The 20,054-nt window shown below is 40.3% G+C and carries 20 protein-coding genes; 9 read left to right on the forward strand and 11 right to left on the reverse strand.

Annotated elements, in window-relative coordinates; translation table 11 throughout:
- The 4 genes from Q0N70_RS09690 to Q0N70_RS09705 all read left to right on the forward strand — a co-directional run.
- Positions 1-519, forward strand: a 519-nt coding sequence (locus tag Q0N70_RS09690) for an iron-containing alcohol dehydrogenase (protein WP_294016199.1), incomplete at its 5' end; no start/stop codon positions are given.
- On the forward strand, positions 519-1,331 hold the full coding sequence (locus Q0N70_RS09695) for a TrmH family RNA methyltransferase (RefSeq protein ID WP_294016201.1): 813 nt from the start codon (positions 519-521) through the stop codon (positions 1,329-1,331). The genes Q0N70_RS09690 and Q0N70_RS09695, both read left to right, overlap by 1 nt.
- 56 nt (positions 1,332-1,387) lie before the next feature.
- Complete coding sequence (locus Q0N70_RS09700) at positions 1,388-2,497, forward strand: glycosyltransferase (protein WP_294016203.1); 1,110 nt, start codon at positions 1,388-1,390, stop codon at positions 2,495-2,497.
- Complete coding sequence (locus Q0N70_RS09705) at positions 2,494-3,537, forward strand: hypothetical protein (RefSeq protein WP_294016205.1); 1,044 nt, start codon at positions 2,494-2,496, stop codon at positions 3,535-3,537. The genes Q0N70_RS09700 and Q0N70_RS09705 overlap by 4 nt, the downstream gene beginning before the upstream one ends.
- Here Q0N70_RS09705 and yfcE read toward each other — a convergent pair.
- Positions 3,509-4,066, reverse strand: a complete 558-nt coding sequence (gene yfcE / locus Q0N70_RS09710) for a phosphodiesterase (protein WP_294016207.1) — start codon at positions 4,064-4,066, stop codon at positions 3,509-3,511. The genes Q0N70_RS09705 and yfcE overlap by 29 nt on opposite strands.
- Before the next feature lie 86 nt (positions 4,067-4,152).
- On the opposite strand from yfcE, the gene lspA reads away from it, so the two are divergent.
- Together lspA and Q0N70_RS09720 are read left to right on the forward strand one after the other, a co-directional pair.
- A complete protein-coding gene (gene lspA, locus Q0N70_RS09715) occupies positions 4,153-4,698 on the forward strand; it encodes a signal peptidase II (RefSeq protein ID WP_294016209.1) in 546 nt (181 codons plus the stop codon).
- A 3-nt stretch (positions 4,699-4,701) separates the two neighbouring features.
- On the forward strand, positions 4,702-5,070 hold the full coding sequence (locus tag Q0N70_RS09720; RefSeq protein ID WP_294016211.1) for a hypothetical protein: 369 nt from the start codon (positions 4,702-4,704) through the stop codon (positions 5,068-5,070).
- Between the two features lie 4 nt (positions 5,071-5,074).
- Here the strand turns inward: Q0N70_RS09720 and Q0N70_RS09725 are convergent, their stop codons facing one another.
- From Q0N70_RS09725 to Q0N70_RS09745, 5 genes are all read right to left on the reverse strand, one after another.
- On the reverse strand, positions 5,075-6,850 hold the full coding sequence (locus tag Q0N70_RS09725; protein ID WP_294016213.1) for a dihydroorotate dehydrogenase: 1,776 nt from the start codon (positions 6,848-6,850) through the stop codon (positions 5,075-5,077).
- Between the two features lie 49 nt (positions 6,851-6,899).
- Positions 6,900-7,808 carry an orotidine-5'-phosphate decarboxylase gene (pyrF, locus tag Q0N70_RS09730; RefSeq protein ID WP_294016215.1) on the reverse strand — a complete coding sequence of 303 codons (909 nt, stop codon included), beginning with the start codon at positions 7,806-7,808 and terminating at the stop codon, positions 6,900-6,902.
- Between the two features lie 165 nt (positions 7,809-7,973).
- Entirely contained in the window at positions 7,974-9,335 is a 1,362-nt protein-coding gene (locus tag Q0N70_RS09735) for a PFL family protein (RefSeq protein WP_294016217.1), read from the reverse strand.
- 277 nt (positions 9,336-9,612) lie between these two features.
- The gene (locus tag Q0N70_RS09740; protein WP_294016219.1) at positions 9,613-11,346 is read right to left on the reverse strand and encodes a flavocytochrome c; all 1,734 of its coding nucleotides are present in this window, start codon (positions 11,344-11,346) and stop codon (positions 9,613-9,615) included.
- A 73-nt stretch (positions 11,347-11,419) separates the two neighbouring features.
- Positions 11,420-12,220 carry a leucine-rich repeat domain-containing protein gene (locus Q0N70_RS09745; protein ID WP_294016221.1) on the reverse strand — a complete coding sequence of 267 codons (801 nt, stop codon included), beginning with the start codon at positions 12,218-12,220 and terminating at the stop codon, positions 11,420-11,422.
- Between the two features lie 121 nt (positions 12,221-12,341).
- On the opposite strand from Q0N70_RS09745, the gene Q0N70_RS09750 reads away from it, so the two are divergent.
- From Q0N70_RS09750 to Q0N70_RS09760, 3 genes are all read left to right on the forward strand, one after another.
- Complete coding sequence (locus tag Q0N70_RS09750; RefSeq protein ID WP_294016223.1) at positions 12,342-13,259, forward strand: RluA family pseudouridine synthase; 918 nt, start codon at positions 12,342-12,344, stop codon at positions 13,257-13,259.
- A 107-nt stretch (positions 13,260-13,366) separates the two neighbouring features.
- Positions 13,367-14,386 (forward strand): methionine ABC transporter ATP-binding protein, encoded by a 1,020-nt coding sequence (locus Q0N70_RS09755; RefSeq protein ID WP_294016225.1) that lies wholly within the window; start codon positions 13,367-13,369, stop codon positions 14,384-14,386.
- Positions 14,383-15,036 (forward strand): methionine ABC transporter permease, encoded by a 654-nt coding sequence (locus Q0N70_RS09760; RefSeq protein WP_294016227.1) that lies wholly within the window; start codon positions 14,383-14,385, stop codon positions 15,034-15,036. Before Q0N70_RS09755 ends, Q0N70_RS09760 begins: the two co-directional genes overlap by 4 nt.
- Here Q0N70_RS09760 and Q0N70_RS09765 read toward each other — a convergent pair.
- Genes Q0N70_RS09765 through Q0N70_RS09785 form a run of 5 tightly spaced genes read right to left on the reverse strand, consistent with a single transcriptional unit; the run spans position 15,033 to position 20,049 of the window.
- The gene (locus Q0N70_RS09765; RefSeq protein ID WP_294016229.1) at positions 15,033-16,277 is read right to left on the reverse strand and encodes a DUF763 domain-containing protein; all 1,245 of its coding nucleotides are present in this window, start codon (positions 16,275-16,277) and stop codon (positions 15,033-15,035) included. The two genes, Q0N70_RS09760 and Q0N70_RS09765, sit on opposite strands and share 4 nt — an antisense overlap.
- A gap of 1 nt (position 16,278) precedes the next feature.
- Positions 16,279-17,043 (reverse strand): RsmE family RNA methyltransferase, encoded by a 765-nt coding sequence (locus tag Q0N70_RS09770; protein WP_294016231.1) that lies wholly within the window; start codon positions 17,041-17,043, stop codon positions 16,279-16,281.
- A gap of 1 nt (position 17,044) precedes the next feature.
- Complete coding sequence (locus Q0N70_RS09775) at positions 17,045-18,274, reverse strand: cation:dicarboxylase symporter family transporter (protein ID WP_294016233.1); 1,230 nt, start codon at positions 18,272-18,274, stop codon at positions 17,045-17,047.
- A 57-nt stretch (positions 18,275-18,331) separates the two neighbouring features.
- The gene (locus Q0N70_RS09780) at positions 18,332-19,135 is read right to left on the reverse strand and encodes an ABC transporter ATP-binding protein (protein WP_294016235.1); all 804 of its coding nucleotides are present in this window, start codon (positions 19,133-19,135) and stop codon (positions 18,332-18,334) included.
- Positions 19,132-20,049, reverse strand: a complete 918-nt coding sequence (locus Q0N70_RS09785; protein WP_294016237.1) for an ABC transporter permease — start codon at positions 20,047-20,049, stop codon at positions 19,132-19,134. Before Q0N70_RS09785 ends, Q0N70_RS09780 begins: the two co-directional genes overlap by 4 nt.
- Positions 20,050-20,054 lie beyond the last annotated feature (5 nt).

Raw genomic sequence — 20,054 nt, forward strand, 5'->3', positions numbered from 1 at the left:
AGCGATATGATTATAGAAAAATCCGTTCAGCTTTTGAGCTATGCGGAAGATGGTGCGCCGAATCTTTCTGTTACAACTCCGCAGGAAGTTCTTTTGGCTCAAGGCGGATGCATGGCTTCTTTGGGAGCCGCTTCAAGTTCTTTTGGAGCTGCAAATCTTCTTTCGCTTGCAATAAATTCAAGATATAAAATTTCCCGCTCGCTGATTTCTGCAATTTTGCTTCCGTATATTATTGAAGATGCGGCTTCATTTAAGGCTGAAAAACTTGCGGTTCTTTCACGGCTTTTGAATGCTTCCCGCCCGGAAGATTCTGTTTCTTCAGCAGTTGCTTCTCTTGCGGACTATGTAAGGCAGAAAATTGCGAAGATAAATATTCCGGCACGTTTAAAAGACCTTTCGCTTTCTATAGAGCAGCTTTCTGTTGCGGCGGAAGATGCTGGCGAGCTTGAGCTTATAAACAGCCTTCAGCGAAGCATGACAACTGATGATTTGTTTGAAATCATAAAGAAGGCTTACTGATGATAAATCCTGGAAAACTTTTTCAGCTTGAACCGGGACAAAAAAGGCGCAAGCTGGCTCTTACTTTTGGCGAGCTTGAACGCGACATTGCCGGCATTGCGGAACATGGAACTGAATATAATTTTCCGGGAATGACACGTGCCGAATACACAAAAACCGTTGCGCAGATTGTGTTGGATGACCCAAAGCTTCCACAAAGCGCAGCAGAAGAACTAAAAAAACTTATTGAAGCAGAAGTTTTTGATGAGCGAAGAGTTTGCAATTTTGCCCGGAATTCCTTGCTGGCCATAATAGGAACTTTTCCAGCGGAATGGGATTTAGTTATTGCGCCGCATTCCAGTGAAAATCTTTGTGTTCAAAGCAGAAAGTTTTTCAAAGGTGTGAGTGTTTATGCAGAAGACATCCGCTCTCCGTTTAACATTGGCTCTATTTTTAGAACTGCGGAAGCGATGGGCTGCGAAAGTGTTTTTATTTCCCCGAACTGCACAGATCCAAATCAGCCTCGTGCGTTAAGAAGCGGAATGGGCTGCATAGAAACTTTGGGTTACAAAAGATGTTCACTAGAAGAACTTCCGAAGGATAAGCCTGTATTTGTTTTGGAAACAGGCGGAACTCCCATAACTGAATTTTCTTTTCCAAAAGAAGGAATTGTAATAATCGGCTCAGAAGAGCTTGGTGTAAGCCCAGAAGCATTAAAAAGAGCTGACTACGGAAGAGTTTCAATTCCGATGACAGGATTAAAAGCGTCTTTAAATGTTGGCGTTGCTTTTGGAATTCTTATGCAGGCTTGGGTTCAATCTCTTTCAGTCTGAAATTCATTGAAAACAATTCAGATTTACATTAAAATTCATTCATAGGAAAACGAAAAATGAAAGTTGCAATTGTACATGACTGGCTTGTAAATTATGGCGGCGCTGAAACTTGGGTTGAATATATGCTTCGTCTTTATCCAGATGCTGATATTTACACTCTTGTGTACAACAAAAAAAAGATGGGCAGTCATTTTGCCAATAATAAAATCTACACTTCTTATATACAAAAACTTCCTTTTGCTTCTCGAATTTATACAAAGCTTTTAAAATTCATGCCGAATGCGTTTGAGGCTTTTGATTTTTCAGGATATGACTTGGTTCTTTGCTCTTCATCTTGCTGCGCAAAAGGTGTAATTACGCCGCCTTCTGTTCCTCATGTTGCATATATTCATTCCCCGATGCGCTATGCCTGGGATTTGTTTTTTGACTACAGAAAGAGAAGCGGAAAACTGACACGCTTTTTTATGAACCGCTGGATTCCTGCTTTGCGGCAGTGGGATTTTATTTCAAGCCAGAGAATTGATGCTGTTGTAGCGAATTCAAACTATATTGCCCGGCGTATAAAAAAATTCTGGAACTTGGACGCTAAAGTTGTTTATTGTCCTATAAATACTGAACGTTTTTTCCCTGCTGATGTTGAGCCGGAAGATTTTTATGTTGCATTTTCGCGCCTTGTGCCTTACAAGCGTATTGATTTGGCTGTGAGCGCGTGTAAAAAACTTGGACGCAAACTTGTTGTTATCGGTGCTGGCTCTGAAATGGAGAATCTAAAGAAACTTGCAGGAAACGACAAGAATATTCTTTTTGCAGGAAGAGCAGAAGATTCAGAAGTCCGTTCATATCTTCAGCGTTGCCGAGCTCTTATTTTTTGTGCGGAAGAAGATTTGGGGCTTACTCCTTTGGAAGCTCAGGCTTGCGGTCGTCCTGTGATTGCATTTGGAAAAGGTGGAGCTTTGGAAACTGTTGTTGACGGAAAGACAGGCATCTTTTTTGACAAGCAGGAAACAGACAGCGTTGCTGATTCAATTCTTGAATTTGAACAGCTTGATTCAAAAGGCACTTTCAAGAAAGAAAAAATTATAAGCCATGCGCGCCAGTTCAGCATAGAAAAATCGCTGGAGCAGTTCCAAAAAATCATCAAGGAAACACAGGAAAAGTTAAAATGACAAACCAGACTTTGGCAGACTTGCTTGTTCTTGCTCTGCTTTTTATAGGAAACGCCAGATTTGTTTTTGTGAACCATTCCAGAAAAGATTCGCTGTCGATTGCGCCTTTTGCGGGGCTTTTTATTGCGGTTGTAAATATTTTTGTTTTTACGCTTTCTGTTGAAAATTTTTTTATTTTTGCGCTTGCATTTTTGTCTGCCGTTTGGAATGTCCGCTCTGTTTTGAGGATGTTCTCTGATGTTATTTTGGATCAGTATGAATTAAAACTTATTTTGATTTGCTCGCTGAACGCTCTTTTTGCCGCGCTGATGATTTTTGCAGTTATCTATTTCCGCCCGATGAATCCTAAAAAAAATCGCTTGCCTGTAAAACAAAAAACTGTTTTGTATTCAGGAAGTTTTCAAGAAGGATTTTCTGAGCTGAAAAAGCCTTTCACAATTCCTTCTGCAAAGCTTTATAATTTTGAGCCGGAAACAGAAAGTCCCGCAGGAAGAAAAATTGTTTTGTTTGCGCCGCCAGAAACAGCAGATTCTGAAATTTACACATCATTTTTTTACAAGCTTGCGTATAACGGATTTTCTGTTTATTCTTTGGATTTTTATAAAGAAATTGATCTGGCCTCAAAAAAGGGTACAGATTTAAAATGGATAAGGCGATTTTTGGCAATAAAGCAAAAGATTTTTAACCCTGATAAATATGAACAGATTCAAAAAAAATCAGATTCTACAAGCGAAAAATTTTGGATTCTGCTTTCGTTGTGCAACCCTACAAAAAAGGATACAGTTTTCTTGGTTACAGATGAAGATTTGTCTGGTTCAATGCAGTATGTAAGCCAGAAAAGCTTTGTAAAGATATTTGGCAGTTTTGATTTGGCTTATATAGATGACTATACCACAAAAGGCTTTGGTCCTGTTGAAAATACGGAGCCAGTTTTGGGTGCAGTTCTTGGGGTACAGCCAGACAGAAGCGGTTATATGTCAAATCATTTGGGTACAGTTCTGACAGATTTTATCAATACTCAGATGATAAGCGGATACTAAGTTTTTCCTCATCGCTTTCTAGGTCTTTCCAGCAGAATCTGTCCCCATCAAAAATTATATAGCTGTGCCACGAATTTTCTTTTGGCAGAGAAACTGACCCTGTGTTTAGGTACAGATAGTTTTCATGCTTAACAATTTTTGGAACATGGAAATGTCCGCAGAGCAAAACACTTTTATTTGGCATTTTTAAAGGATTTGTTTCATTAAAAATATGTCCATGAGTTGCAAAGACAAGTCTGCTTCCAACATCTAGGATTGCATATTCCGCCATAATCGGAAAGTTTAAAACCATTTGGTCTACTTCGGAATCGCAGTTTCCTTTTACACAAGTGATTTTTTCTGAAACTTCATTTAAAAGCTCTGTTACAATTTTTGGATTGTATTCTTTGGGTAAGTCGTTTCGTGGACCGTGATAAAGAATGTCGCCTAAAAGCAAAAGTCTGTCTGCCTTTTCCGCAGTGAATCTTTCAAGAAGTTTTTTGCAATAAAAAGATGAGCCATGTATGTCAGAAGCAATCAACCATTTCATGCTAAAATAATAGAGAAAATGAGAAGCCAGTTCAAGTGCATTTTGAATTGTTGTAAAGCCTGGCGTTTTTGTACTATAATTATTTTATGAATCAGAACACAAAAAATAAACTTTTGCCGCTTACACTTTCTTTTGCGGTGATTCTTCTTGATCAGATTACAAAATGCCTTGTTGTGAAATTTATTCCGCGCCTTACAGTTTTTGCCGATGACGCCGTAATTGAAATTTTTGGAAAATATCTGCGCTTAATCCACGTGCGCAACAATGCTATTGCGTTCAGCATGGGATCGGGGCTTTCTGATGGTCTTAGGGGAATTCTTTTTGCCTTGCTGCCGCTTTTTGTGATTATTGCAGTTTACGTGATTTATTTTAGAAACAATGAATTTACAAAGCTTCAGCGGTGGGCTATCTGCGGAATTCTTGGCGGCGGAATTGGAAATTTAATTGACCGTTTTTTCCGGCCGGAAGGAGTCGTTGATTTTATTGACTGCTATTTTTTTGGACTTTTCGGAATGGAACGCTGGCCGACATTCAATGTTGCGGACTCTGCGGTTGTTGTCTGCGGAATTATTTTTGTAATAACATTTGCGCTTCAGGTAAAATCTGACAGCAAAAACAATAAAAAGGAATAAATTATGAACAAAAAAGTTTTTTATCTTCTATATATATTGATTTCAAGCATTGTAAACATTCTTTTTACAGCTCTGATAATAGGCTCGCTTTTTGGAATTTGCTTTGTCTTTTTGAAGTTTGTTTTCCATGCTGCAAATTTTGAAGTTTATGGCAACGCGCTGTTTGGAAGTTTTACAATAGGGCTTGTCCTAAGTTTTTTTCTTTATTCAAAAATCACGACAAAAATTGTAAAAAAATATTCGCTTGATGAAAAATTCGGCGGTTCACCTAAAAAAACAAGAGATTCTTCTGAAAATACAGTTGCCGCAAAGAAAACAGTTCTTCCAGATTCTGTAAAAGAAGAGGAAGAAGATGAAAAATGGCGTGAATAGAATTTTATACTTGTGCTATTCCGCGGAAATCGTCAATTTTCTTGTATCCGTGGGATTGCATAAATTTTTTCAGGCCTTCGATGATTTCTATCATTGTCTTTGGATTTGAAAAAGTTGCTGTTCCAACCTGAATTGCACTAGCTCCAGCCATTATAAATTCTACTGCGTCCTGCCATTTTGAAATTCCGCCCAAACCGATTACAGGAATTTGCTGTTCTTTCGGAAGCGAGTTCACTGCTTTTACAACATCATAGACCATGCGGAGCGCAATTGGCTTTACAGCAGGTCCACAAAGTCCGGCTTTTATATTGTCGAATACAGGACGGCCGCTTTCAATGTCTATTGAAACTGCTTGAATTGTATTAATCAGGCTTAATGCGTTTGCTCCGGCTTTTATGCAGGCAAGGGCCACAGAAACCAAGTCCGGTGCGTTAGGGGACAGTTTTACAATCAAAGGCTTTGATGTAGCTTTTCTAACTGCGCTGACACAAGTGAATGCGGCTTCTGGATTTATTCCCCAAGCCATTCCGCCTGCCTTTACATTTGGGCAGCTTATATTCAGTTCGATTGCTGGAACTGGAGTTTTGTCCAAAAGCTCTGCGCCTTTTACGTAGGAATCTAGGTCGTGTCCTGCAAGGTTCGCAATTGAAACTGTGTCTAGTTTTAGCATTTCCGGCAGCTCGTTTTGAATAAAGTGCGGAACTCCAGGATTTTCAAGACCAATTGAATTTATGTCCCCAGATGAAACTTCGATAACACGTTCACCGGAATTTCCAGCTTTTGGATCTAAAGTAAGACCTTTTGAGCTTATTCCTCCTAGCTTGGAAACATCAAAAAATCCACGGTAATTTTGTCCAAAACCGAATGTTCCGCTTGCTGCGATCACTGGGTTTTTAAATTTTATTCCTGCAATTTCAACAGATAAATCTGGCTCTATGTTTTGCGGCAATGGATTTCTTTTTGCAAATGACGGTTTTTCAAATTCTAGGATTTCAGCGTCAAAAATAGGGCCGTCTTTGCATACCCTGCGGTTTCCTTCTTTTGTGCGTATTGTGCATCCAAGGCAAGCACCGGCACCGCAAAGCATCTTTTTTTCTATGCTCAAAAAACATTTTACGCCTGCTTCTTTTGCAATTTTTTGTATATAGGCTAACATTGGTGTGGGGCCACAAGCGTATACTGCACTGTACCCTTCATTTTTTATGGTGTCAGATGTCAAGGCGGCTGTTACCATTCCATGTATTCCAACAGAACCGTCATCAGTTGTTATTATGAGTTTTTCTGGTTCTATGTTTTCTAAGCCATAAGAGCCGCTTTTAAAGCTTGCGTAGAAGTCGTAGCTTTTTGGTGGAAGCGATGAAGCGAAATTTGCAACTGGAGCAACTCCGATTCCGCCGCCGCAAATGCAAAGTTTGCCTTCTGTTTTTTCAAAACTGTTACCTAAGGGGCCAGATAGTTCAACTAAATCATTTTTTAAAAGGTGGCAAAGCTCAACTGTACCTTCTCCTTTTTGCAAAATTAAAAACTGCACCCTTAAATTGGTGTCGGATTTTCGTTCGACATGATAAACACTTATTGGGCGGCCAAACTGAACATTGCTTCTTGAGCTTTTTACAAGATAAAATTGGCCTGGCAAAGGCGAAATTTGAGTTTTCCGTTCAAGCTCAAGTTCTGTTTCTAAAAGAAATACATTGCTGTGAATTTCCTTGCATTCTATAACTTTTGCATTTCCTGAAAAAAGAATTCCGTTTCCGTCTTTGTCAATCTCTGGCTTATCCATAAAAAGTTCCTTGTTTTATTGCTGACCGTTAGTTTGTGTGTTTTTGATTTTAACGAATGTTAGTTAATTCATTTTTTGAGGCTATGGCAGCTTTTGCAGCGGCTTCTACTATGTCATCAAATGAAAGAAGTTTTCCGTCTTGCTGTTTTTTTATGCAATCAGAATCTTTTTTCCAAGCGCATAGAATTCCGCGAGAAGAATTTACTGTTCCGCCTGCGTTTTTTAACAAAGCTGCGCAAATGCTTGCAGCTCCTCCTTGCGCACCGTATCCTGGAATTAAAAAGAAAATGTCTTTATAAGTTTGCCTAAGATAGTTTGCGTCGCTTTCTTCTGTGCATCCTACAACTGCTCCAACTGGGCTGCATGTTTGTTCTGGAAATATTGCTTTCATTTGGCTGCTGATCCGTTCCAGTTCTTTTCCAACTTCGTCCAGCACGCGTCCGCCTGATTTTAGTTCCTTTTGCTCAATGTCTGTCATTCCTGGATTGCTTGTTCTAAGCAGGACAAAAATTCCTTTCCCTTTGGAAGCGCAGAATTCTGTAAATGGCTTTAATGTGTCGAATCCCATGTAAGGATTTATTGTGATTATGTCTGATTCAAAATCGCCTGAAAAATGAGCTTTTGCATACGCGCTTGCTGTGGCTGCAATGTCGCCTCTTTTTATGTCTGAAATGCAGATTAGCCCGGAATCTTTTACTGTCTTTAAAGTTTCGGAGTAAACTTTAAGTCCTTCAATTCCCATTGCCTCGTAGTAAGCAATCTGGACTTTAAAGCAGCATGCGCTTTTGTCTTGTGTAATTCTTTTTATTAAAAGCTTATTGTATTCAAGAACAGCTTGCGCCGGAGAAAACTGTTCAAGTAAATTCTGCGGAATGTAAGAAGGATCTGTGTCTAGCCCAACGCAAAGAGGTCCGTTTTTTGAGGCTAGCTCTTGTAAAATTTGCATATTGTGTTTCATGCGCTGATTATACCATGAGCTAGTTTTAAAAGTCTATTGCTGTGTAAAACTGAAAAGAAATTCCCCAGTCAAGCTGGGGAATTACAAAGTATGCAAGTATAGACATTATCCGATAATGGCAAAAGTGAGATGCATTATCTGGCTCAATGCAATGCCTATATATTTTTAGTTTCTGAAGCTATGGATTGGAGCCGGGATTCTTCCGCCGCGGTTTATAAAGTCTGCGCAACCGAATTTATTTACATCGATTACAGGGCAGCCTCCAAGAAGTCCTCCGAACTCAACCCATTCACCGGCTTTTTTTCCTGGAGCTGGAATAAGACGCACGGCAGTTGTCTTGTTGTTTACCATTCCAATCGCCATTTCATCCGCCATGATTCCGCTGATTGTTGTTGCCGGTGTGTCGCCTGGGATTGCAATCATGTCAAGTCCGACAGAGCAAACACAAGTCATCGCTTCGAGTTTTTCAAGAGTAATTGAATGTTGCTTTACGGCGTTAATCATGCCTTCGTCTTCGCTTACAGGAATAAATGCGCCGCTTAATCCGCCTACGTTTGTTGAAGCCATTACACCGCCTTTTTTTACCATGTCGGTAAGCATTGCGAGTGCTGCTGTTGTTCCTGGCGCGCCTGCTCCTTCAAGTCCGATTTCTTCAAGAATGCGGGCAACGCTGTCTCCAACTTCCGGCGTAGGTGCAAGTGAAAGGTCTAGGATTCCAAAGTTTACTCCAAGACGTTTTGCGGCTTCTGTTCCGACCATTTGTCCCATGCGTGTAATCTTGAACGCCATTTTTTTAATTCCGTCTGCAAGCTCATTGATCGGGCGGCCTTTATATTCACGGGCAGCTGCAAGAATAACTCCTGGTCCTGAAACTCCAACGTTTATTACAGCGTCTCCTTCTCCTGGTCCATGGAATGCTCCTGCCATAAACGGATTGTCTTCCGGCGCATTTGTAAAGACTACAAGTTTTGCGCAGCCGTTGATTTCGCAGTTGCGGGAAACTTCGGCAGTTTTCTTTATAGTTTCTCCCATGAGCTTTACGGCATCCATGTTGATTCCGTTTTTTGTTGTTCCCACGTTTATGCTTGAGCAGACGAAATTTGTTGTTGCAAGGGCTTCTGGAATTGAGTCAATTAAAATTCTGTCTGCTGGAGTAATTCCTTTTTGAACAAGCGCGCTGAATCCGCCAATGAAATTTACACCGAGCTCTTTTGCGCATTTGTCGAGAGTGCGGCAGTATTCAACGTAGGATTTTTCTCCGCTTGCTCCTGCAACCAATGCGATTGGAGTTACAGAAATTCTTTTGTTAATAATTGGAACTCCGTATTCTTTTTCTATGTCCTGGCCTACACGAACAAGTTTTCCAGCGTAGCGCATTATTTTATCATAGATTTTTTGATTTGCTTTTTTTGCGTCTGAATCTGCGCAGTCTAAAAGCGATATTCCCATTGTTATGCACCTTACATCAAGCTTTTGGCGCATGAACATATTTACTGTTTCTTCGATTTCTACAGGTGAAAAAATCATAAATCCCTCAAAGTTCTAAAATGAATTTTATTTTACTTTATTGCGTGGATTGTTGCAATTGATAGGGTAAAAAGCGGATTTTTGTTTTTAATAAAAGGATTCCCTTGTCAAGCAAGGGAATGACAGTTAAAGTTGTGCAATTACGGTTGCAATAAGAAGTGTCATTTTCGGGCTTGACCCGAAAATCTATTTTAGATTCTCGTATCAAGTACGGGAATGACAGTTAAGAATGCACCATTATTTGTCATTATCCGGCTAGACCGGATAATCTTATATTTTATTTTTTTATTTCTTCAAGCGCGGTGTCGGCGGCGATTTTTCCGTAGATGCAAATGTCTGCTACTGCGTTTCCTCCAAGTCGGTTTGCGCCGTGGATTCCGCCTGTAACTTCGCCAGCCGCATAAAGTCCAGGCACAGGATTTTTATCTGCGTTTAAAACTTGCGCCTTTGTGTTTATTGTTATTCCGCCCATTGTGTGGTGGACTGCAGGACCTACTTCAACAGCGTAGAACGGAGCTTTTGTAAGTGGTCGCGGCATTTCTGAAGACTTTCTGCCAAATGGGTCGTTTCCTGATTTTTGAATCTGCACATAATCTGCCATTGTTTTTTCAAATTCATCGCTAGGAATTTCAAGTTTTTCCGCAAGTTCTTTTGCAGTTTCGCCTTGGGTAATAAGTCCGTTTTTTATATAAGTTTCAATTGCCTTGAGGGATTCGCGCACATCCTGGTCAAATACAAGAAATGCTGTTTTTCCTTTTTGCTCAAGAATTGCCTTTGACATTACATCGCGTGTCGCCATTTCTGTGCAGAATCTTTTTCCATCGCGGTTTACAAGAATTGCTCCGTTTCCGCGGACAGCTTCTGTAATCATTGTGCCGTTTCCTGGAACAACAGTTGGATGAGTTTGTATTTCTTCCATCTGAGTAAGACCTGCGTTGAATTTTTTTATCCAGCCGAATGCGTCTCCAGTTGCGCCCTTGTGGTTTGTAGTTCCAAATCCTTCTAGTTCAGGCTTGTATGAAACGACCATCTGCGGATTTGCTCCGAATCCTCCGGTTGCAATTATTACGGCTTTTGCGCTGATTGTATATTCGCTGCTTCCTGCTGAAACTTTTACGCCAGCTGCTCTTCCGTCTTTTTCTGTTATGTCGAGAACTTTGTTTGAATAGCGGATTTCTGCTCCAGCGTTCAATGCTGCCTTTTCAAGCGCGGGAATCAGGTTTGAGCCAACTGCGGCTCCTCCTTGCGGGCGGTGAGTGCGCTTGTTTGTGGAACCTGCCATTTTTCCAACATCAGTCAAGTCTGCGCCAATTGAAATAAGCCAGTCCACGGTTTCTGCGGATTTTTCAGTCATGTTGCGCACAAGTTCTGGATTGTTTTTGTAATGTCCGCCTTTCATTGTGTCTTCAAAAAACTGCTCGTTTGTGTCTTGAATTCCAAGCTTTTTTTGAATTGAAGTTTCACTCGCATTGAGTCCGCCTGTCGCAGAAATTGTGTTTCCGCCAGCGTTTCCCATTTTTTCAAGGACGATTACTTTTGCGCCTTTGCTTGCGGCTTCTGTTGCTGCAGAAAGTCCTGCTCCGCCCGCTCCGATTATAACAATGTCGCAGGAAGTATCTTTGTATTCTGTCTGTTCTGATTTTTTTCCGCGGGCTGAATTTATTGCGTTTCCCAATGCCGCTAAAGTTGCCTTGGAAGTTATTGTTGCGCCAGAAACTGTGTCGATTCCGGCAGTTTTTCCTGTTGAAGCGAATTTTTCAAGAATTGATTTTATTGCAGGTTTTGCAAAATCTGTTTCTTCTTCTTTTAGAATTTCTGTGGAAGTGATTTTGCCGTCTTTTACAGAAAATGCGATTTCAATTGCGCCGTTTCTTCCGTCTGCTTTGCCAGAAAATGTTCCGTCCGGCAGTGGTTTTGGCTTTGAACAAGCTGACATTACAGCTATTGAAATTCCTGACGCAACTATAAAAACTGCCGCTGCCAGTGAATTCCGTAGATTCTTGTGATTCATATATTCCTCCGAAAAATTTATTGCCGGTAAAAATATACATTAAAAACACAAGTTAGCATAGACTAATTGTTGCTTAAAATTCTTCGTCTTCAAGCTGGACGCAGTTTGGATTGTTGCGGCACCAGTTTTCTGAATATGAAGTTTTTTTGCAGAAAATTTTTACAGAAGTTCCGAATGCGCTGTTTTCAATAAAATCCACTGATTCAGGAATTATTACTTTTGTGTTGCTTCCGCAGTTTACAAAAGATTCTTCGCCGATGCTTATAACGCCTTCCCGAAGCTTTATAGATTCCATGTCTGTTCCAAAAAATGCTCTTCTTCCGATTCCCTTTATTCCTTCAGGAGTTACGACATTTTTTTTGCTTCCGCTGTAAAACAAAAGCATGCTGTTGAATGTGTTGAGCATCATTCCGTCTTCGTACTTGTAGTTTTTGTTTATTGGAAGATATTTTTCACTGTTTGGAAATGCTGATTTTGCGCATGAAATCAAGTTGTCTGGAAGAACAAGATTTTTTATTCCAGTGCAGTTTGCGAATGCCTTTTCATTTATGGAAGTAATGTTTTCGTGCAGAACAATTGACTGAAGCCCTGTGCAGTCTTCAAAAGTTCCTTCTTCAATTGTTGTGATGTTTGAAGGAATATCTACGGATTCAAGGGATGCGCAGTTGTAGAATGCACGCTTTCCGATTGCCATTAAATTTGCAGGAAGCTCAACCGACTTTAAATTCACACAGTCGGCAAATGCGTTTTCCCCGATTACAAGGACGCTTTCTGGAATTTTTATAGAAGAAACCATGCGGTGGTTGTGAAAAGTTGTTCCTGTTATTTCTGTTGTTCCCTCTGGAATTTCAACATCGATTAAAGGCAAATCCATTTTTAGCTCCGATATATAATTAATTATATTATATTATCATTCTTGGCTTTTGATGTCTAATGTTTTTTCGGATTTGTGCGCAACGTTTGAACTTTATTCAGATTATTTATATAGTAGAGACATGAAAGAAACTTTGCATTTTGTAAAAGCCAGCACAAGATACAAGAGAGAGCATAAAAGCGACTATGGAAAGGAACGCATAGAAATTCTGTATGAAGACAAGGATCTTGTTGTTATAAACAAAGCATCTGGGCTTCTTTCTGTTCCGTATCCGGGAAGCAAATCTCGCACAGCAATTGAGCTTTTGGAAAAAATCATGCGTAAAAAAGGAACTTTTTCTGAAAGCCACCGACCCTTTGTTGTGCATCGTTTGGACAGAGACACAAGCGGAGTTATGATGTTTGCCTTGAATGAAAGGGTACAGAAAAAAATAATGTCCAGCTGGAAAACTATGGTTACAGATAGGCTTTACCGTGCTGTTGCAGAAAACCCTAGAAGAAATCATACTGAACTGCCGGATTCTGGCCTCATAGATGAGCCGCTTGCAAAAAATGCGTGCCACCAAGGTTATGTTCCAAAAAAACTTGATGACAAGGCAGAAACTTGTGAAGCGCGCACAAATTTCCGTGTTGTATTGCGGGGCAGAACTCATACACTTTTTGAGCTGTCTTTGGATACAGGCAAGAAAAACCAGATAAGGGCGCATTTGGCTTCAAAGCATTATCCGCTTGCCGGAGATGAAAATTATAGGGCCAGAACTGACCCCTTCCACAGGCTTGCGCTTCATGCAAGGACTTTGGCATTTATTCATCCTGTTACTGGGGAAAAAATGAACTTTGAAATTCCAGAGCCAGAAGAATGGGAGCAGTATGTTCAAAAAGGAGATTTGCATCCAGAAATTCCAGTTTGGGCTAACGAACGTAAGGAGCGGATTCAACATAATGCGCAAGTTGAAAATATGAAAACTCCCGACCATTCGTTACGTCGGCAAGCTAGAAAAATGGATTTTATTGCACGCGGAAAATCAGGAATAAAATAAAACTAACGATAGTTTTTTATTATCACACTGATTTATTAGAAAAAACTATAGCTGGCTATAAAGAAAATCTTCTTGTAGCACAACTTGAATTTCACTATTATTTTATTATGCAGATTAAACTTAACAATTTGAAAAAAACATATTCAGGTCCAAACGGAAAAATTGCCGCTGTAAATGGAATTTCACTGGATATTCCTGAAAATACAATTTTTGGAATAATCGGAAAAAGCGGCGCTGGAAAAAGCAGCCTTGTTCGTTTGATAAGCCTTCTTGAAAAGCCAGACGAAGGTGAAATTTTTTATAACAATGACAGAGTTGACAACCTTGGCAAGCGTGAGCTTATTTTGCGCCGCAGAAAGATTGGTATGATTTTTCAAAATTTTAATCTGTTCAGCTCAAGAACCGCTGAAAAAAATATCGCTTATCCTCTTGAAATTTGCGGAACTCCAAAGGAAGTCATAAATCCGCGTGTTCAGGAAATGCTTAAGCTTGTCGGACTTGAAGACAGAGCTGCTTCTCCGATAAGCACACTTTCCGGCGGACAAAAGCAGAGAATTGCAATTGCCCGTGCGCTTGCAACTCAGCCGGATATTCTTTTTTGCGATGAAGCCACGAGCGCGCTTGATCCGCAGACAACAACTTCAATTTTGAATTTAATCCGCGACATTCAGAAGAAAATGAATTTGACAGTTGTAATGATTACCCATCAGATGGAAGTTGTGCGCGATGCCTGTGAGCAGGTTGCTGTTGTTGATTCTGGAAAAATTGTGGAGCAGGGAAGCGTAAAGGAAATTTTCAGCTGTCCTAAATCAGAAGTTACAAAAGAATTTATGAGAGGAATTGCTTCAAATTCCAAAGATGAAATTGTGCGCTGGTCTGATGAAGGCGGGCAGTTTGAACTTCATTTTGTCGGAGAAAAAACTGGAGAGCCTGTTCTAAGCCGCATGGCAAAGCAGTTCGATGTGGAATTTAATATCAGGGCAGGCGGAATTCAGCGTATAAAAAACGAAGACATTGGAGCTATGTTTGTTGATTTTTCCGGCAAAAAAACTGAAATAGAAAAGGCTCTTGATTTTCTGAGGGAGCAAGGCATTATTGTTGAAGACGTTTCTGGAGGAAAAAAATGAGTCAGATTTTTGTTTTAGTTGGCCAGTCATCTTTGCAGACTTTGGAAATGGTTTTCTTTTCCACATTGTTTTCTCTTGTGCTTGGTTTTCCTGTTGGCGTTTTGCTTTACATTACAAATCCGACTGGAATTTCTTCGCGTCCTGTTTTGAATCAGATTTTAAGCCGGATTGTAAATGTCCTGCGTTCATTTCCGTTTATCATTTTGATGATTGTGCTTTTTCCGCTTTCACGTCTTATGCTGGGAACAAGCATTGGAACAGAAGCTACAATTATTCCGCTTAGCATTGCTGCGGCTCCTTTTGTTGCCCGTGTAATTGAAACTGCTTTAAGCGAAGTTGATTCGGGAATGATTCAGGCTGCAAGAGCGATGGGCTCAACAAACTGGCAGATTATTTACAAAGTTGTTATTCCAGAAGCTTTTCCGTCTGTGATTTCAGGAATAACGCTTACAATTATAAATTTGATTGGATATTCTGCGATGGCTGGAACAATTGGCGGCGGCGGACTTGGAGACTTGGCGATTCGATACGGATACCAAAGATTCCGCACTGATGTAATGATTGCGGCAGTTGTTGTTATTCTTGTGCTTGTTGAGCTGATTCAGTTTGTAGGAACTGTTCTTGTAAATAAAATGCTTAGCAAACGCTAGACTGTTTTTCCGCCCCAGCGAATAGAATTCTGCCTTTCATAGCTGATTGCTTTGTCAAAGTCAGCTTTTGGATCGCAGTTTTTTTCTATTTGAAGAGCAGCTGCATGAAGCCTGTTTATGCATTGGCTTTTGTCATTGTAGCCGAGCTTTGATTTTTCTATTGCGTCTCCAAGAACTCTTATACTTTCATCGTAAATTCTAATCGGAACAGGAAACGGATGTCCGTCTTTTCCGCCGTGAGCAAAACTGAATCTTGCCGGATCTTTGAATCTGCTTGGAGTTCCGTTTATAACTTCGCTGATTAAAGTTAAAGACTGCAATGTTCTAGGACCAAGCCCCGGAGTTAAAAGGAGGTTTTCAAAATTTTCTGCAGGACTTTCATAGGCGGTTGCAAGAACTGCTCCAAGGCGTTTTAAATCTACATCTTTTTCTGTTACATTGTGATGAGCGGGAAGTGTTATGTTTCTTTCATTTTGAATTTGGATTTCAGTTTCGTCTTCAAAAAGTTCCTGCTGAATTTTTTGCGGCAGTCCGAATTTTTGCACGGATTTTATTTCAGCGATTATTTTTTCAGGTTTTTCTTTTGAAAGTTCCAGAATTGAATTTCTTGTGGTGGCTGCGGAAGAATCTGTGAGATTTAAAATCAGGCCTTTGTTTTCTCCTGTGATTCCTGAATGCGGTTCTTCAACAAATGAATTTAAATTTTGCGAGCACCAATGGTAGCGGCGCGCTGTTTTGGCTTGAGTGTTCATGCCTTGCTGAACGATTGCCCAGTCGCCTTGGTCGCTTAAAATAAAATTGTGCTGATAAAGCTGAAATCCGTCTTGAACTGCGGCTCCGTCTACTTTTGCTGAAAGGCGGCTTGCGTTTATAAGAGAAGTTCCGTCCAAGCCTGTCGCTTCGCTTAAATATAAAAGTTCTTGTGGAGTTCTGCGCGAATATTTTCCTCTTCCGCCGCAAATGCAAAGTCCGAATTCTCTTGCCCGTGGATTTATTCCGCGCTTTAAAGCATACATTACGCTCGTAGTTATTCCAGAAGAATGCCAGTCCATTCCAAGAACTGCCCCGAATGACTGAAACCACAAAGGATCGCTTAGCCTGCGCAAAACTTCTTTTTTTCCGTATTGAATTAAAAGCGATTCTACAATCAGAGTTCCAAGATCCCGCATTCTGTCTGCAAGCCATTTGGGAACTGTTCCAACATGAAGCGGCAAGTCTGCGTGTCCTGTGCGTTTTATCATTTTAGTCCAAGACTCCCATGGAATCCAAGATAAGTGAAGTCGCGACTGTTGACGCTGTTTCTGTCCGCAGAATTCTTTTTCCCATGCTTAAAAGCTCAAATCCATTTTGCTTAAAAAGCTGGCGTTCAGAATTTGTCCAGCCACGCTCGCTTCCGATTGCGGCTACTGCTTTTTGAGTTTTTTCTTTCAATGCGCAGGAAAGATTTCGGGATGGATCAATATTGTCAAGCGCAAAAAGTTTTCCTTCAAGGTTTATTTGCTCAAGGCAGTTTTTTAATGTTTGGTGAATAAAAAGTTTTGGAACTTGTGTAGAGCCTGCCTGAATGCTTCCGTCCAAAAGAAATTTTTCTGCCTCGCCTTTTGTTGCAAGGTCTGATTTTAAATACGATTTTTCACCAAGCTCTGTTCCTGTAAGGTGAACTTCCTGCACGCCCAAAGATGCCATGTCGCGCAAAAGCCGTTTGAGCTGAATCGGCCGGGGAAATCCAATAATCATTTTCAGCGGATAAAGTTTTTTTCCATCGGATTCTGGTGTAAAGTCAAAATAAATTTTTCCGCCTTTAAATGTTTTTTTTCCGTCAGAAGATTTTTTTTCTTCGACTTCAATTTTTTTTATGACGGCAGTTCCGGCTTGTCCTCCGATAATTCCTGCTGAAAAACTTTCGCCTTCTTTTTTATGAAGGATTTTCAAAATGTGCTGGGCGCGCTCGTCTTGAATGTCAAGCGGATTTAAAATTTCTTCCGGGGAAAAAAGACAAATGTTCATTTTAAATGAATTTTCTAAGCTCCTGATGATGAATCATTTTTGTTTTTACAGCAATTATATAGCTTCCGAACATTGCAGTAAGTGAATCGATTCCGGCTGCATAGGCGCAAATAACGGGAACTGCATTTTTCAAAAGAAGATAGCCTGATTCAAATCCGCGTCCGTACAAAATGCACATTGAAGTGATTGCGGCAAACGGTCCGCCTAAAGGAATTTCTGCCAAGGCAAATGAAAGCAAGAACGAAACTCCTGCAATCCACAAAACGTCCAGCACTGGAATTCCGAGGCTAGAGTAAGAGCGCAAAATCAGAACAAAGCCCGCCGCCTGAACTAAAGCTGCTCCTCCGCGTCCAAAAATAGAAAAAAGCGGAAACGAAAATGCATTGATTCTTCTTTTTATTCCAAGGCTTTCTTTTCCGTGCCGAAGATTCAATGCAAGCGCAAGGTTTGTGTCTCCGCTGAAAAACGCGACTAAAAAAGGACAAATGGAAGCGTACAAAACTCTATACGGATGCATTTCGTGGCAGAGAAATCTTAATATTAGCGGATAGATAATAAAGGCTACTATGAGCAAATCCGCAGTGAGCATTATTATAAGTCCGTTGTAAACTCCGCTGCTTATTGCTGAAATAAAATCTATTGTCCAGCGACACATTACGGCAATCATTCCGACTGCGAAAATTTCAATGAAAAAACTCAAGACAATGTAAAATACTTTGCTGAGCGAATCAAAAAGTCCGACCGCTGCTTTTGAAGCGTTTTTATCACTGGCGGCTCCAGCTCCTGCAAGTCCTGCAAAAATAAAGCAAGGCAAAAGGTACGCTCCGTCCATTAAGGATTCAAATCCGGAGAAAGGAAAAAGTTTTGTTATCAAAGTCTGCCATGCGAATGAAGAAGCTTCTGAAGCTTTTTCAGTTGTGATTGGAATGCGCGGAAGTTTTATTGCAAGCGCGGAAACAAGTCCTAAAAGCATAAGCGCAAACGATGATGAAAATATTACGCCGAATGTCCAGGCAGATGCTTTTGTTAAAAGCTTTTCATCCCGAAGCTTAAAAAATGAAATTGAAACAGAAAAAAACAAAACTGGAAGCAGCGCGTATCTTCCGAAGCGGACTGCAATTTCCACAATAAAATCAAGAGCCGCTTGTCCTTGAACAGTTGAAGGTGAAAAAACAAGGGCGGAAATTAAACCGATTGCAATGCCAATTAAATATTTAAGCCAAATTCTCATAGCAACGGATTATAGCAAGGCTAAGGGAAAAATACAATTAAGCAAAATTTCCGTGGACTATTGAAGCAGCATCTGGTCGTTTTGAAGCGAATGTTTTTTTATGGCGCGGAACTTTTCGATTATTGAATCCATTGTAAGCTTTTGTTTTTCTTCTTTTCCTATGTCCATTATAATTTCGCCTGAATCCATCATCAAAAGCCGTGAGCCGTAGTCAAGCGCGTGCTGCATATTGTGAGTTACCATCATAACTGTAAGATTGTATTCCTTTGCAAATTTCCGTGTAAGTTCCATTACAATCGCAGCGTTTGAAGGATCAAGAGCCGCCGTGTGCTCGTCAAGCAAAAGAAGCGAAGGCTTTGACATTACAGCCATAAGAAGTGTTAAAGCCTGTCTTTGTCCGCCTGAAAAAAGCTCAACATTGTCGCTAAGCCGGTTTTCAAGTCCCATGTTCAGCTTGGAAAGCTCTTCCTTGAAAAAACTGCGTGTTTTATTGTTCAGGCTGATTTTAAGTCCTTTGAATCCTTTTTTTGATGCAATGACCATGTTGTCTTCAAGCGACATTTTTCCGGCTGTTCCTAAAAGCGGATTCTGGAAAATTCGTCCGATATACTTTGCGCGTTTATATTCTTTGTCTTTTGTTATGTCCTTTATTCCGTTTTCTGTTTCAAGAAAAATCGCGCCTTCAGTTGGAGAATATGTTCCGGAAATAACATTGTACAAAGTTGATTTTCCTGCTCCGTTGCTTCCGATTACAGTTATAAAGTCGCCTTTATTAATTGAAAGATTTATGTTTTTAAGCGCGGTGTTTTCGTCTGGAGTATTTTTGTTAAATGTAATTCCAATGTTTTTTAGCTCAATCATTTTGAAGCTCCGTTTTTGAACGATTTGAATTTTTCTTTTAAGTTTGTGCGGGAAATAATGAGGCAGATTATGATTAGAATTCCTGTTGCAAGCTTTAAGTCATTTGGCGTTATGTGGATTTTGTATCCATAGCTACGGGCAAGCATCATGAGCGCTCTGTAAATAAAAGAGCCTGCGATTACGCGGAATGTCTGCACTGAAATTTTATTTGAGCGGATTGCAAATTCTCCGAGCATTAAAGAAGCGAGTCCTGAAACTACAATTCCAGTTCCCATTCCAACGTCAGCAAAGCCATTGTACATTGCCGCAAAAGCTCCTGCCAATGCCGCAAGTCCGTTTCCGAAGCAAATTCCGATTCCTCTTAAAATGCTTGGATTTATTCCCTGCGAAACTATAAGCTGCGGATTCGCTCCGAGCGCGCCCATTGTAAGCCCAAGGTCAGTATGATAAAAAAGATCAAGCAGAGCCTTTAGTGCTAAAACAAAAATAATCAGAAAAACAACGATTCCCCATTGCGGATCAACTGAAGGAAAATATTCGTACATTGAATCAGAAATTTTTGAAAACAATGTTGGAATCTTTAGGAAAGAAACATTCGCCTTGTTTGACATAATTCTAAGATTCACGGAATAAAGCATTGTCATTGTAAGAATTCCTGCGAGCAAATCTGGAATCTTGAGTTTTGTGTAAATCGCGCTTGTTACAAGACCTGCAATGAGTCCTGCGCAAAATGAAATGAAAATCGCCGCCGCCGGATTTATGCCTTTTAAAAGACAAGATGCAAGAACACAAGCTCCCAAAGGAAAAGAGCCGTCAACTGTCATGTCGCAGAAATTCAGGATTCTGAATGTTGAAAAAACACCCAGAACCATTATTCCGTAAATCAGACCTTCAATTATTATTGATGAAATCATAAGTC

The organism is uncultured Treponema sp. (assembly GCF_945873775.1).
Taxonomy (GTDB): Bacteria; Spirochaetota; Spirochaetia; order Treponematales; family Treponemataceae; genus Treponema_D.